Annotated in this window: 11 protein-coding genes, 1 pseudogene and 2 CRISPR repeat arrays; of the genes and pseudogenes, 9 read left to right on the forward strand and 3 right to left on the reverse strand. The window is 70.1% G+C overall.

Features of this window, described 5'->3' with window-relative positions; translation table 11 throughout:
• Positions 1 to 26: 26 nt before the first annotated feature.
• Positions 27 to 161: pseudogene (locus B085_RS50735) on the forward strand (GNAT family N-acetyltransferase); the annotation flags it as partial.
• A gap of 63 nt (positions 162 to 224) precedes the next feature.
• On the opposite strand, the gene B085_RS0114520 reads toward B085_RS50735, so the two are convergent.
• Complete coding sequence (locus B085_RS0114520; RefSeq protein ID WP_018559289.1) at positions 225 to 674, reverse strand: hypothetical protein; 450 nt, start codon at positions 672 to 674, stop codon at positions 225 to 227.
• A 387-nt stretch (positions 675 to 1,061) separates the two neighbouring features.
• Here B085_RS0114520 and B085_RS0114525 point away from each other — a divergent pair, with 387 nt between their 5' ends.
• From B085_RS0114525 to fabI, 6 genes are all read left to right on the forward strand, one after another.
• Positions 1,062 to 2,249: a helix-turn-helix domain-containing protein gene (locus tag B085_RS0114525; RefSeq protein WP_026251034.1), complete on the forward strand. Its 1,188-nt coding sequence runs from the start codon at positions 1,062 to 1,064 to the stop codon at positions 2,247 to 2,249.
• A gap of 179 nt (positions 2,250 to 2,428) precedes the next feature.
• Entirely contained in the window at positions 2,429 to 2,932 is a 504-nt protein-coding gene (locus B085_RS42380; RefSeq protein ID WP_018559291.1) for a hypothetical protein, read from the forward strand.
• Positions 2,929 to 3,408 carry a hypothetical protein gene (locus B085_RS49275; RefSeq protein WP_018559292.1) on the forward strand — a complete coding sequence of 160 codons (480 nt, stop codon included), beginning with the start codon at positions 2,929 to 2,931 and terminating at the stop codon, positions 3,406 to 3,408. Before B085_RS42380 ends, B085_RS49275 begins: the two co-directional genes overlap by 4 nt.
• Positions 3,409 to 3,529: 121 nt before the next feature.
• The gene (locus B085_RS0114540; protein WP_018559293.1) at positions 3,530 to 4,801 is read left to right on the forward strand and encodes a 4Fe-4S cluster-binding domain-containing protein; all 1,272 of its coding nucleotides are present in this window, start codon (positions 3,530 to 3,532) and stop codon (positions 4,799 to 4,801) included.
• Complete coding sequence (locus tag B085_RS42385; RefSeq protein WP_018559294.1) at positions 4,710 to 5,459, forward strand: acyl carrier protein; 750 nt, start codon at positions 4,710 to 4,712, stop codon at positions 5,457 to 5,459. The genes B085_RS0114540 and B085_RS42385 overlap by 92 nt, the downstream gene beginning before the upstream one ends.
• Before the next feature lie 16 nt (positions 5,460 to 5,475).
• Positions 5,476 to 6,255 carry an enoyl-ACP reductase FabI gene (fabI, locus tag B085_RS0114550; protein WP_018559295.1) on the forward strand — a complete coding sequence of 260 codons (780 nt, stop codon included), beginning with the start codon at positions 5,476 to 5,478 and terminating at the stop codon, positions 6,253 to 6,255.
• 100 nt (positions 6,256 to 6,355) lie between these two features.
• On the opposite strand, the gene B085_RS0114555 is transcribed toward fabI, so the two are convergent.
• Both B085_RS0114555 and B085_RS0114560 read right to left on the reverse strand, forming a co-directional pair.
• The gene (locus tag B085_RS0114555) at positions 6,356 to 6,964 is read right to left on the reverse strand and encodes a hypothetical protein (protein WP_158689727.1); all 609 of its coding nucleotides are present in this window, start codon (positions 6,962 to 6,964) and stop codon (positions 6,356 to 6,358) included.
• An 84-nt stretch (positions 6,965 to 7,048) separates the two neighbouring features.
• Complete coding sequence (locus B085_RS0114560; RefSeq protein WP_018559297.1) at positions 7,049 to 7,474, reverse strand: MFS transporter; 426 nt, start codon at positions 7,472 to 7,474, stop codon at positions 7,049 to 7,051.
• Between the two features lie 200 nt (positions 7,475 to 7,674).
• Between B085_RS0114560 and B085_RS42390 the strand changes: the two genes are divergently transcribed.
• Positions 7,675 to 8,547 carry a hypothetical protein gene (locus B085_RS42390; protein ID WP_018559298.1) on the forward strand — a complete coding sequence of 291 codons (873 nt, stop codon included), beginning with the start codon at positions 7,675 to 7,677 and terminating at the stop codon, positions 8,545 to 8,547.
• A 262-nt stretch (positions 8,548 to 8,809) separates the two neighbouring features.
• A CRISPR array of direct repeats spans positions 8,810 to 10,853; the repeat unit is 29 nt; unit sequence CTGCTCCCCGCACCCGCGGGGATGGTCCC.
• 286 nt (positions 10,854 to 11,139) lie between these two features.
• On the forward strand, positions 11,140 to 11,838 hold the full coding sequence (locus B085_RS0114570; RefSeq protein WP_158689728.1) for a hypothetical protein: 699 nt from the start codon (positions 11,140 to 11,142) through the stop codon (positions 11,836 to 11,838).
• A 263-nt stretch (positions 11,839 to 12,101) separates the two neighbouring features.
• A CRISPR array of direct repeats spans positions 12,102 to 13,046; the repeat unit is 29 nt; unit sequence CTGCTCCCCGCACCCGCGGGGATGGTCCC.
• Positions 13,047 to 13,457: the final 411 nt, after the last annotated feature.

Below are 13,457 nucleotides of genomic sequence, written 5' to 3' on the forward strand. Positions count from 1 at the left end.
GTGCTGACGGCGACGGAGGCCTAGAGAGCCCGGCGGCGCAGGCCGCAGGCGCCGGTAACGTCTTGCTGTTCACCGACTTGGCCAATCCCACCAGCAACAGCGTCTACCAGCGCATCGGGTACGTCCCGGTCACCGACTTCACCGCGTTTGATTTTGCTTGAGCCGGCCGAGCCGGGCCGCCCTCTGCCTGGGACGGCCCGACACAGTTGTTTAGGTGCTGCTGATTAGCAACTGATGCTGTCGATGTACACGTGATCGATGCTGGAGATCTTCATCCACTGGCTCGACTTGCCTCGCCGATCAGTCGTCTGGACGAAACCGCCCCACCAGTGCCACTTCGTGACGCAGCCCTTATAGAACCGTACGGCGTCAGTGTCGTAGTAGTAGTAGTTATACTTCGACTCGTCACCAGGCGGGAGTTCCGCGTCGGCGTTGTAGTAGATCCACGAATTGGGGTGGCTGACGCATCCAATTTTGTCGATGTACTGGTAAAGCCCGTAATCGTCGCGCCAGCAGTTGGCGATCCGGATATTCATGCTGGAGTTGTTGGTGACCTCACCGCCACAGCCGGAGGTGGTGCATGTTCCGGCCGCAGCCGACGTCGGCGTGGCCACAAGAAAGGCCATGGACGCGGCAGTGGCTGTGATACCGGTAGCGATCCGCTTCCATTTCATTTTTTTGCCTCCCCTTGGCGATGGAGGACCCAGTGTCATGCACCTTTCAGCTGAATGAAGCGGTCCGATTGTGAGGATTCAAAGTGGACTCCGATCGAGATGACGCGAATGCTGAGGACGCCGCCCCGCATCGCGGCACGAGGGCCCGCCCTGCTGGCCCTGACCGGACCAGCGGCCAGCCGGTAGCGTCACGTTTGTCCGAATCTCAGGCTCTTCGGATCCGACAGTGCGCCCCGCCCGGAGTGGTACCCGGCGGGGTGCAAGTCGCCCAGGCCAGGCTGGCGTCAACACGACGGCCCCCGCTGGAGCAGCGGGGGCCGACCGTCGTACCCCACGAGCCGACCGGGGGTACCGTTCTGAGTGTCGACGTCAGAACGGAGCATCACTATGCCCGAGGACACAGAAACACACATCGGCCGCCGATTGAGGGAAATCCGGAAACGTCGCGGTTTGAGCCAGCGTGAACTGGCCACGGCCTCCCGGGTGTCACTCTCTCTGATCAGGCAGCTTGAGCAGGGCGTCGTCGAGGGAACCCGCCTGCAGACCGCCCACAAGCTGGCCACGGCGCTCCGCGTGACCACGAGTCAACTCCTGACGCGCGACGACCAGGAGAGCCCGGAGTCACCCGCTGAGCCGTGGCGGGCACTGCGCCTTGCCGTCGAGTCGCCGGCCTCCGAGCCCGACGAGGAGCCCACCATCGCCGGGATGCGGGCCGCCCTCGACGAGGTGCGGACCGCGTTCTTCGCGAACCGCATGGGCGAGGTGTCCTTGCTCCTGGCGCCGCTGCTCCGAGACGCCGACGCACTCGGCGACACTGGCGAAGGCCGCACGATCCGCGCCCACCTCCTCAACCTGGCCGGTTCCACGCTGACGCAGGCCCGCCAGTTCAGCGCGGCCGAGACGGCGCTGACCCGGGCCCTCGACGACGCGAACGACCGGCTGCGCTCGGCCTCCGTCATCACGACCTGGACGTGGCTGCTCGTACGGCAAGGGCGGGTTGCCGAGGCCCGGCAACTGGCGATCCGGTGGGCCGACGAAGTCGAGCCCCGCATGTCCCGCGCCACAGCGGACGACCTTGCGGCGTGGGGCTGGCTGCTGCTGCAGGTCTCCTCGGCGAGCCTGCGGGACGCCCGTGCCGGTGAGGCGCAGGACGCTATGCGCCTCGCCCGGTCCGCCGCCGTCCTCACCGGCAGGGAACTGCCGCTCGGTGACAGCCGGCTGGCGACCTGGGGCCCAGTCACCGTGGCGTACAAGGAAGCGGAGCGCGGCATCGTCATGGACCGGCCGGACGAGGTCCTGGTCACCGCGAAGAAGCTGGAGCAGGCGAGGCAGGCCCGGGCGACGAAGGGCGGTACCGAGTATCACCGGCATCGGCTGGACGTAGCGCAGGCCCACACGATGATGCGCGAGTACGGCGACGCCGTCACGGTCTTGACGGAGGTGCGCCAGGCCGCACCGGAGTGGCTGGCGCAGCAGCGGTACGCGCAGGACATCGTCTCGACCATCATCGAGCGGCGCCGCACCCTCACCCCCGACATGCGGTCTCTCGCCGACGCGGTCGGCCTACCTGCGTAGTTGTTAGTTTCAGACTCGATGTCAGCAAAGTGCCATTGAGAGCTTTGTGACAGCGCGCTTACGGTCGGTAACTCAGACGTCCAGCGTCATTGGAGCCGACCCATGAGCGCATCCGTCGCCGTGCCCGCGACTGCCCCGACTCCTCCCCCCTACGCATCTCGTAGGGCGGTGACCGTCCGGTGAGCGGCGTCATCACCTCCGCAGCGGAGCGACTGCTCGCTGTCGAGCACTGGTTGGCCTCCTCCGCGCTCGACCCGCAAAGGGCCCGCGACGAATGGGCAGAGCGAGGGTTCGCCCTGCTGTCATGCGGGTCGCTGTTCTCCGCCGTCCGCATCCCCGGCGACTTTGTGCATGCCGCCGCCGGAACCCACGACCCGCAGGGCATCCGCGAGTACCTGGCGGACGCCCTCGCAGGGCCGGTCATCGTCGACCCGGTCAGCCAGCGGTACTACGCGCTGGTCCCGGCGAGCGTCCCTCTGCGCTGGAACGTCGCAGGAACCGTGGGATTGGGCCAAGGCTCCTGTCTGGGCGTCCCACACCCAGACCGAACCGAGCCCCGCCATGGCCGCTCGTACTGGTCGGTGCCGATGGACTCTGCCGGCATGCTGTGCGTGCCCGGTGACGTGGCGCTAGTGGCCCGGATCGGCCGCTCCCGTCACGCCGCCGAGGAGGCACAGCGGTGAGCGAGGCCGTCGCCGACCTGATCGACGCCGCCGCGATCTGGGCTCACTGCCGGGAGGTGCCGGTCTTCCGAGACCGCGAAGCGGCCGAGGAGCACGAGCTGCTGTTGCGCGGCCACGTGCAACTCCTCCTCGGTGACCTGCCCGACCGGTTGCCGCCCGTGGCGGAGCGATACGCCGCCCAGGCCCGCTCGTTCCTCGCCGACGACTGCGGGCCGACGATGTGGACCGCGTACTGGCACCTGGAGAACCTTGCCATGGCCGGGCGGCTGCTGCTGCCGCTCGTCCTCGGCGACCGGGCGTTCCCGTGCCACTGGTGCGGCTGGTTCACAGACTCCACGCGCGAGGTCCGGAACACCGATTGCCGAAGCTCGTCGCTGACCGGGACTCGCTATGCGTGCGGCCCGTGCCGTGAGGCCCGCCGCCTGGTCGCGTGGACTGACGACGCCGGCCCGGCGCTCAGCGCCGCGACCCCGTAGACCGCCGTCTGGCGCGTGGCGTGCGGCGGAGCCCCACGCGCCAGACGGCGCCCCACCTGATGTCGCGCAGGCTCGATGCGGACGCCCCCGGAGCCTTCTATCCGTACGACGAGAGGTAGCCATGATCAAAGAGGGTGCCCACACGTACATCGACGGTCAGGGAGCCGTCGTGCCCTACACGGGCAAGTACGCGGTCAGAACCGAGAACCCGTTCGCCGTGATCCGGGCGGGCTGGGACGCGGCGAACGTCACCGGCGCCTACCGTCCGCTGCGGGTCGAGTTCGAGCTGACGGACCGGTGTAACGACACGTGCAAGTCCTGCGGCATGGGCGCCAAGCCGCTTGCCGACGGCGTGACGCTGTCGGACGCCCAGCTCGACCGCCTGATCGCCGAGTTCGAGGACGTGGCCTTGTCCTCGGTGGCCATCACCGGCGGCGAGCCGTTCGTGGCGGCGCGCCAGCTCTACCGGTTCATGGACCGGGCGCGCGGCACCGTCGACATCGGCAAGATCACCACGAACGGGATCTGGGGCACCGCGAAGCGGTGCGCGCCGACGTTCGAGCGGCTGGTGACCGCCGGCCTGCTGGAGAACCGGATCTTCGTGCCGCTGCTGATGGTCTCCATCGGAGAGCAGACCACGCCGCTGGAGTCCGTAGCGCGGATCATCAACCACGCGGTGACGCAGTTCACCGACCGTGAGCTGAACATCGCGCTTTCCAGCCTGGCGGACCCCGCCGACCGCAAGCACCGCGTGTACGAACTGCTCGCGTTGTACGAGCGCATGTACGGGGACTTCCCGCACGACCGGGTGCACTCGACGATGCGGGTGTACCTGGAGAACGAGCGCCTGGAGGACCAGGCCGCCATCAACCGGCCGGGCAACACCACCGTGACGCGGTGGATGGGCGCCTGCTACGACTGCTTCGCCCCCACGGTCGGCACGTACGTGCTCCCGTGCGCGCTCATGAAGGTCTCCGGCGACCTGTACTCATGCGCCGCCTTCAACGTCCCGGAGAAGCTGGGCTTCGGCAACCTCTTCCAGGAGTCGTTCCGGGACATCCTCGACCGGGTCAACTCCTCCGCGTACGTCCGCACGGTGCGCGCCGGGCACGGCCTCAAGGGCGTGGGCGCGGTCGTCCCGCCGTCCGTCACCGACCAGATGACGTGCGGGTCGTTCTGCGGCTCCTGCAAGCTCCTGATTGACCGCTTCGAGGAGGCGACCGGCCAGCCGGAGCCCGGCGGCCGCCTGCGCACCTTCATCCCGCTCCAGGCCTTTCCGTGCGAAGGGAGCACAGCACCGCATGATCGCGCACCTGGTGACGGACACCCTGGTGTCCATCAGCCGCAGGCCGCAGACCGACTGCGCCGAACGCGACCGGCACCTGTTCCATGACCTCGGCCTCGACAGCCTCGCGCTGATGGAGACCGTGACGGCCCTGGAGAAGCTGGCGCACTGCACCATCCCGGACGAGGTCACAGGCCAGCTTGCGACGGTGGGCGACCTGCACGACGCGGTGGGCCGCTGCGCCAGTGGCGCACCCAGCCGGATCGCGCAGGCAGAGGAGTACCTGCGCGGCCACGTCAGCCTGCACTTCGAGCGGGCCGCACGCTTCCGCGCAGCCAGCGAACGCCTGCGGGTCAGCGGGCTCGACGACGCCGACATCCTCGTCGACCTCGGAGCCGGCTTCACCGAGCTGGACTACTTCCTGCGCGCTGAGTACGGCTGGCGCGGCCGGTATGTCCCCCTGGACGCGTGGATCGACGGCACGTTCGACTTCTCGACGTGGCAGCCGGCGCGGCCCGTCGGCTGGTACGCGGCGCTGGAGGTTCTCGAGCACCTGGCGGACCCCGAAGTGCTGATCCGCCGAATGAAGGAAAGCGCGCTGAAGGGGTTCGTCGTGACGACCCCCAACAGCAAAACGGTGGATGTTCTAGCGCAGGACCCCACCCACGTGACGCCCCTGGACGAGGAAACTTTGCAGTCGTGGGGCCTGACGACCAGCCTGCACAACTTCTACGGCCAGTACCAGGACGGTATCTGTGGCCTGTGACGAAAGGACTGACGGCGTGAACTTGACCGGTAGGAGGATCCTGGTCTTCGGTGTCCTCACCGAGACCTCCATGGGCTTCAAGATCGCCGAGGCGGCGACGGCGGGGGGCGCGGACGTGATCCTCGCCAACGCCCCGGGGCGGCCCAGCTCCATCATGGGCCGCATCGCCGGGCGGCTGCCGAAGGCCCCGGTGGCGTGCCTGTCGGCGGACATCACCAAGCCCGAGGACCTGCGGGCCCTGGCCGACGGCATCGCTGGCCACTGGGACTCCTTGGACGGCGTAGTGCACGCTGTGGCGTTCGCCCCGCAGGACGCGCTCGGCGGCAACTTCCTGAACACGCCGTTCGAGTCGGTGGCCACCGCCATGAACGTCTCGGCGTACTCCCTCCAGGCTCTGACGGCGACTGTCCTGCCCCTGCTGGAGAAGTCCGACAAGGGCGCGTCGGTGGTCAGCCTCACGTTCAACGCCACCGTGGCGTGGCCGGTCTATGACTGGATGGGCCCCACCAAGGCCGCCTTGGAGTCGATCAACCGCTACCTTGCCCGAGACCTGGGCCCCAAGGGCATCCGCGTCAACGCGGTCGACTCCGGCCCGATCACGACGATGGCCGGCAAGTCCATCCCCGGCTTCGACGAGCTCGCGAAGCTGTGGCCCGAGCGGGCCCCGCTGGGCTGGGACACCTCGGACGCGACTCCGGTAGCCGACACCGTCGCGTTCCTGTTGAGCGACGCGGCCCGGGCCATCACCGGCCAGGTGATCCACGTGGACGGCGGTTTCTCCGCTGTGGGTGCCTGAGCGGCAGTTGCCGTAGCGGCGCACATGGGAACGGGCCCGGCGGTGGGGGAGCTGCCGGGCCCGCCCGCGCGTTGTGGCGGGAGGAACGGACGAGGGGGCGTCAGCCGCGCGACGGCTCGTGGTTCGGCTGGGGTACGCGCAGGCCCCTGTCGCGCGTCCACCACCAGGCGGCCGCCGCGCCGAGGCCGGCGACGGCCACCGTGCCGAGCCCGCCGGCGAGGAACCCGGCCGCGGGGGAGCCTGCCGCGATGGCGAGGACGACCAGCATCGACGCTGTCCCGGCGGTGCGGATGACCGTGAAATCCAGCGACATCAGTCGGCGGCGCGGCTCGGGCGGGAACCCGGCGAGGTGCGTTTGCAGGGTGACGCCACAGAACGGGGCCACAAACCCCGAGGCGGCGGCGACGGCCAGAAGCGCCAGCAGGTTCGAGGCGACGCGGTTGAGGGCGAGGAGTAGCCCGGCGGCGGCCCACACTGCGCAGTACGCGGCGGGGAGCCGGGCCGGAAGCCGGACGTGCCCGGCGAGGAGGTTCCCGGCCAGGGCGCCGGCGCCGGTCGTCGCAAGGATCAGCCCGTACGCCCCGGCCCCCGCGCCCATCGTCGCGAGCAGCGCGGGCAGCGCCAGGGCGACGGCCTGGGCGAAGATCGCCGCGCCGTGCACGCCGATCGCTGCGCCGGTCGCCGAGTGGGACCTCACCAGGACGCGCACGCCCACAGTTATGGGAGCGGCCGGGCGCTTCTCGGCTGGGGCCGTCCTGTGGGAGCCCCGGCCGAGGCGAGCCAACACCGCGGCCTACACGGCGAACGTCGCGGCGTCCAGCCAGAACATCGCGCTCTGCGGCATCACCGCGAGGAGGACGCCGGCCGTGCCCGGTCCAGCAATGCGGGCGACCCGGCCGGCGAGGTCCAGCAGCCCATACACCGCCTGCACTTCGCTGGGCCGGACCAGGTCGGGGACGAGCGCCCCGAGGTTGGGGTCGAATACCGCACCGGCGGCGCCAACGGCGACGGCCAGGACGAGCATGCCCGGCAGGCCGAACACGGCCCAGGCGACCGGCAGCAGGGCGACGAACACGATCCGGGAGGCATCCACCGCGGCGAGCGCCCGCAGCGACGCGAAACGGTCCATCAGCCGGCGGCCGACGGTGCCCATCACGATGTACGGCACCGATTCGGCGACCGCGACGAGCCCATCGCAGCGGCGCCGGACTTCTCCCATGCCAGCCACATGATCGCCATGGCGTACAGGCGGTCACCGAACACCGACAGGGATTGCGCCGCCCACAGGGCAAGGACGCGGCGACGGCGCAGCAGTCGAACGTACCCCAAGATCACTCCCGTCCTGGAATGCGCGAAGTCCCGGCACCTGAGCTTGCCGGGACGCCAACGCTCTAGGGCTCGTATCGAGACGGATGAGACATGACGACACACCTGATCCCGGTGCATGCGCGTATCGCCGCAGAGGCGACGTGCGGCGACGGAACCGAACTGGAGGCGATCAGCGACCGGCGCGGCTGTGCTGTGTGGAAGGCGACGGGCCCGCTCCGGACTGCGGCAGTGAAGTGGGGGAGCGGCCCGGAAGGAACGGTGATCGCCGCCCGTGAAGCGGTGGCCCTGTCGGCCATGGGCCCGGGCCGCGTGGTTGCTTACGGGCGCGGCGACGCCTCTGTATGGATGATCACCGACTGGTACGACGGCCCGTCGACCCGCGAGGCCCTGGCCGGCGTCCGCTACGGCACGGCTGATCTCACCGCTGCCAGGCACCAGCTGGTGGCCGTGGTCGACGCCGTGGCAGCACTGCACGCCTCCGGTTGGGTACACGGTGACCTCCAACCCGAGCACACCGTGCACACCCCGGACGGGGTGAAGTTCCTCGACTGCTCGTGGGCCTGGCACCCGAAGCTGCTGGCTCCGTCGAACCTGTTCCGAGGCGGCCTGCCGCACCTCCTCCCGCCGGAGCTTGCGTGGAAGGTCCACCGCGGCGAGCTGCCAGTGATCGTGTCGAAGGAAGCCGAGGTCTACACCCTGGCCGCGAGCCTGTGGTGGGCGATCGATGGCGGCTGGCCGCTCGACTACGCGGCGGCCGACGTCGTCCCAACGCGTATGGCCGGGCCGGAGCTGCGGCACGCGATCGCGACCCGAGGCATTCCGGTCCGCGAGGGCATCGTGTGGCCGGACGTCCAGGAAGTGCTGGGCCGCGTCCTGATCCAGCGAGACCACGAGCGACCGCAGGCGGAAGAGTTGGCTGACCTGTTGCGTTCGGAGCGCTACGCGGACTGCGCGGGCGCGTAATCCAGCAGTCCCGTGCCCCGGCGCACGTGACGGGCGAACTTCCGTGGAGTTCCCTTGGCCCGGCCGCCCTCGTCGTCGCGCCTACTGTCACCAGCCTCATGATTGACTACAGCTCTGCCGCAGCGAGGTCTTGTTGTCGCTCGGAATCGTGTTCGAAATCGATAGAGTGGTGATATTTACGTGCCATCTATCCAATTTGTCGCTTTCCTCGAAAGTGCTAAATTCCTGTGCTCGAGCCTGGGAAATCCGCAGGTCGCTGAGTCTGCTCCCCGCACCCGCGGGGATGGTCCCTCGACTCCGTCGCGGGTGTCGTAGGTGAACAGCTGCTCCCCGCACCCGCGGGGATGGTCCCAAGACGCAGGGGACCGCAGAGCAGGGGATTCGCTGCTCCCCGCACCCGCGGGGATGGTCCTCAGATCTGGGAGGCCCGCCCGAAGTGGACGAACTGCTCCCCGCACCCGCGGGGATGGTCCCCGCCCTCGGATGCTGAAGCCGGGAGCTTCGGACTGCTCCCCGCACCCGCGGGGATGGTCCCTTTGCCCCGGACGGCTTGGTCCACGTGCCGGACTGCTCCCCGCACCCGCGGGGATGGTCCCGTGCCGCCGTTTGCGACGGTCACCTCGGTCGTCTGCTCCCCGCACCCGCGGGGATGGTCCCGATGCGCGAGGACGGAACGCCCTTGGGCTTGGCTGCTCCCCGCACCCGCGGGGATGGTCCCCCGCGTCGTACAGCTCCTCGTTCATGTCCAGGCTGCTCCCCGCACCCGCGGGGATGGTCCCGAGCCAGGCCCGCACCCACTCGCCGAGATCGCCTGCTCCCCGCACCCGCGGGGATGGTCCCGCCGTTCTCTCCGCGGGCAACGTCGTCACGTTCTGCTCCCCGCACCCGCGGGGATGGTCCCTTGAGGGTGTGGACGAGGTAGAACAGCTCATCGCTGCTCCCCGCACCCGCGGGGATGGTCCCCACGTCGCGCAGATCGCGCGAGGCGGCACGTGCTGCTCCCCGCACCCGCGGGGATGGTCCCTAAGCGTTCGTTGCTCTTTTAACTCAACAGCGCTGCTCCCCGCACCCGCGGGGATGGTCCCGCCCGCGACACCGCAGCGCCCCCGCGTTGCAACTGCTCCCCGCACCCGCGGGGATGGTCCCTACGGCATCGGCGTCAGCAAGACCGTCGAAGCCTGCTCCCCGCACCCGCGGGGATGGTCCCGAGGACGGGTGCGCGTTCGGCACCTGGAAGGTCTGCTCCCCGCACCCGCGGGGATGGTCCCCAGCCCGAAGGCGTCGTCACCCCGCCGTGGATCTGCTCCCCGCACCCGCGGGGATGGTCCCGGTCCTGGTCCCGACGGTCCGGAGTGTTCGCCACTGCTCCCCGCACCCGCGGGGATGGTCCCAGCTCTTCCGCGTCCCGCAGTCGGTTCATGAGCTGCTCCCCGCACCCGCGGGGATGGTCCCGCGGCCGTGCCCAGCTCGCCGCGGCCGGAGTCCTGCTCCCCGCACCCGCGGGGATGGTCCCTGGTCGGCGCCGGGGAAGCTGTGCGGGCATCGCTGCTCCCCGCACCCGCGGGGATGGTCCCTTGACGACGGCCGCCCCGGACGCGGTGAAGCGCTGCTCCCCGCACCCGCGGGGATGGTCCCGCCTGAGCGGTCGCCGACTGCGCGACCAGGAGCTGCTCCCCGCACCCGCGGGGATGGTCCCGCCGCCGCCGGCCACCCGGCAACGAGGACACGCTGCTCCCCGCACCCGCGGGGATGGTCCCTACGTCGGCGCACTCAGCCGGTACATCACGAACTGCTCCCCGCACCCGCGGGGATGGTCCCGATCTCCGCCATCAAGGCTGGCCTGCCGAAGGCTGCTCCCCGCACCCGCGGGGATGGTCCCGGCCCGTAGGTGTCCGCGGTGTTGCCGGTCCCCTGCTCCCCGCACCCGCGGGGATGGTCCCAACCTCTCCTTCGACATCGACGACGCCCGCCACTGCTCCCCGCACCCGCGGGGATGGTCCCGACAGCTCGACGTCGACGGCCATCGACTCCAGCTGCTCCCCGCACCCGCGGGGATGGTCCCTACGCCAAGCAGATCTTCCTGGTGTTCAGCATCTGCTCCCCGCACCCGCGGGGATGGTCCCCCCGGCGACCCGCGGTACGCAGTGGGCCTGATCTGCTCCCCGCACCCGCGGGGACGGTCCCACACAGGAGGCCGTACCCCAAGCGGGGTACGGCTGCTCCCCGCACCCGCGGGGACGGTCCCACACAGGAGGCCGTACCCCAAGCGGGGTACGGCTGCTCCCCGCACCCGCGGGGATGGTGGGGACCCGACGAAACGCGAAGACCAAGGTGACGGAATGCTGCGCCCCAGGGCAGCCCACCGAGCGCGCAGTCCAGGCGGTGCGTCACACAGATGCGTCGGCCCGGGCGGGGGCCAGCGGGCTGCCCGGTTCGGCTGAACCATTCAGACCTGCCGGTGACGTGCAGACGCCCCTACTCAGTGGAGGAGCACGACCGCGGTCGGATAGCGTGCTCCGGTTGACGACCATGGGAGGGGAAGGGTTCGTGAGGGTGGGGAGACGAAGACTGATAGCCGCGGGTGCGACTGCGGTGTTGGTGGCGGTGTTGGCCTCGGGGTGCGGCAAGGCAGGAGGCGCCGATGCTGCGCCTGACATATCCAGCAGCCGTTTCCCGGGAGTGTCGTTCCGGTACGTCGGGGACTCCGGCAAAGACGAGACGATCAACCAGACTCTGAGCATCGCCAATTCCTATCGGGACCCTGTGGTCCTTCGGCTATCCTTCAGCGCCCTGGACAAGAACCACCATCTCCTGCCCAAGGTGAAGGTCAGCACCGTGTTCGGCAGCGATCACGGCAATCTGGTGGCGCCCCATGGGTACAGCTACGACATCCTGCGCTTCTCCGGCCCGCGCGAACACGAAGTCGAGGACGTACGCGTCACAGTGCACCAGGTGCTTCCTGCGGACAGCCCGCCGTCGGGAACGGAGGAGGTGACGACACAGGCGCTGGACAGCACCGGCCACGACGTCTCCAAGTTCGCACGTTTCTCTGAGGTCAGGCTGACGAACGCGAACGACATGCCGGCCGCTGTCAGGGTCGTCTACATCGTGTGGGACCAACCTGCGCAAGGCGACACGCAGCAAGCGGTCGAGGTCACGCCGGTCGGCGATCTGACACTCGTGCCAGCGCAGGGAACCGCCATCGTGAAGGTAACCGGTGCCGCTGCCGCCGCGGTGGCGCGCAGTTCCGGCGGTTCGGCGGTTAGCATCAAGGCGTTCCAGTCGCACTAGGCACACCGTCCTCCGGCAGTCCCCGACGTCCTCATGGAGAGCCGGGTGGCCGCAGTGACGAAGAGGTAACTCGTCACACACGGAGCAACGGGGCCCTGCCTCCATGCGTAATGAGTTACCCCGCGCGTGTGCAGCACGACTGGGAACCTCAACCCATCAGTACGGGACCCCGGTGCGCCAACCCAGCTCATTCCCGCAGGTCAGCGAATTCCGTCGGTGGCCCATGGTCCTGGCACCGCCACCGGCCGCACCGTGGGCCGCGTCTGCTCCCCGCACCCGCAGGGATGGTCCCGGCCTGGTGACGGTCTACAACGCCAACGGAGACTGCTCCCCGCACCCGCGGGGATGGTCCCGCCACGAGCGACCCCGACGGATACGAGGCCGGCTGCTCCCCGCACCCGCGGGGATGGTCCCGCGTACCACGAGACCACCCACACCGACCCGGGCTGCTCCCCGCACCCGCGGGGATGGTCCCGGACGCCGCCCGCGGTGTCGCGGTACACGAAGCTGCTCCCCGAACCCGCGGGGATGGTCCCGCGATCGACTGGAGCACGCTGAACGGGCCGTCCTGCTCCCCGCACCCGCGGGGATGGTCCCGGGTCGGGCCTCCTTCCCATCTCACCCGATTGCTGCTCCCCGCACCCGCGGGGATGGTCCCTTCTCCCACTCCGCGGCCAGTACCTCGGGCTTCTGCTCCCCGCACCCGCGGGGATTGTCTCCCGTGGCCGTCCCACAAGGCTCAGAACGGCGACTGCTCCCCGCACCCGCGGGGATGGTCCCTGCGCGGCGCACAGGCAGGCCTGCCGGGACAGCTGCTCCCCGCACCCGCGGGGATGGTCCCGCCCGGCTAACGGTGGGGCCGCCTCCGGAGGACTGCTCCCCGCACCCGCGGGGATGGTCCCTTCGGGCTGGAGGCAGTCACTCAGCGCGTGAACTGCTCCCCGCACCCGCGGGGATGGTCCCAGGTCCAGCGTTGCGGGCCACACCCAGCCGCGCTGCTCCCCGCACCCGCGGGGATGGTCCCATCGGGGACTGCTTCGGGTCCGACGCGAAGGTCTGCTCCCCGCACCCGCGGGGATGGTCCCGACCGCGCGATCCGCCGCTTCCTCAGCGGTCACTGCTCCCCGCACCCGCGGGGATGGTCCCCCCAGCTCAGCGGGGGTCGGGACGGGCCGACGCTGCTCCCCGCACCCGCGGGGATGGTCCTGACCAGGGCCCGTACTCCACCGCCCTGCCGATCTGCTCCCCGACCCGCGGGGATGGTCCCTCTGGGATCGCTCGGCGCCCGCTCCCTCTTGCCTGCTCCCCGACCCGCGGGGATGGTCCCTCTGGGATCGCTCGGCGCCCGCTCCCTCTTGCCTGCTCCCCGCACCCGCGGGGATGGTCCCCCCGGAACTGGCTCCGTGTCGCCTACGGAGTACTGCTCCCCGCGGGGATGGTCCCCCCGACGAGATCCGCCCCGCCTGACCCACTGGCTGCTCCCCGCACCCGCGGGGATGGTCCCACCGCCGTGGCGGTCCTGATCGAGAAGGGACTGCTCCCCGCACCCGCGGCATTGGTCCCGTCGCGCCGCTCACGAAGGCTGCTGCCGCGCTCTGCTTCCCGCACCCGCGGGGATG

Source organism: Streptomyces sp. BoleA5, assembly GCF_000373665.1.
In the GTDB taxonomy this organism is placed as follows: domain Bacteria; phylum Actinomycetota; class Actinomycetes; order Streptomycetales; family Streptomycetaceae; genus Actinacidiphila.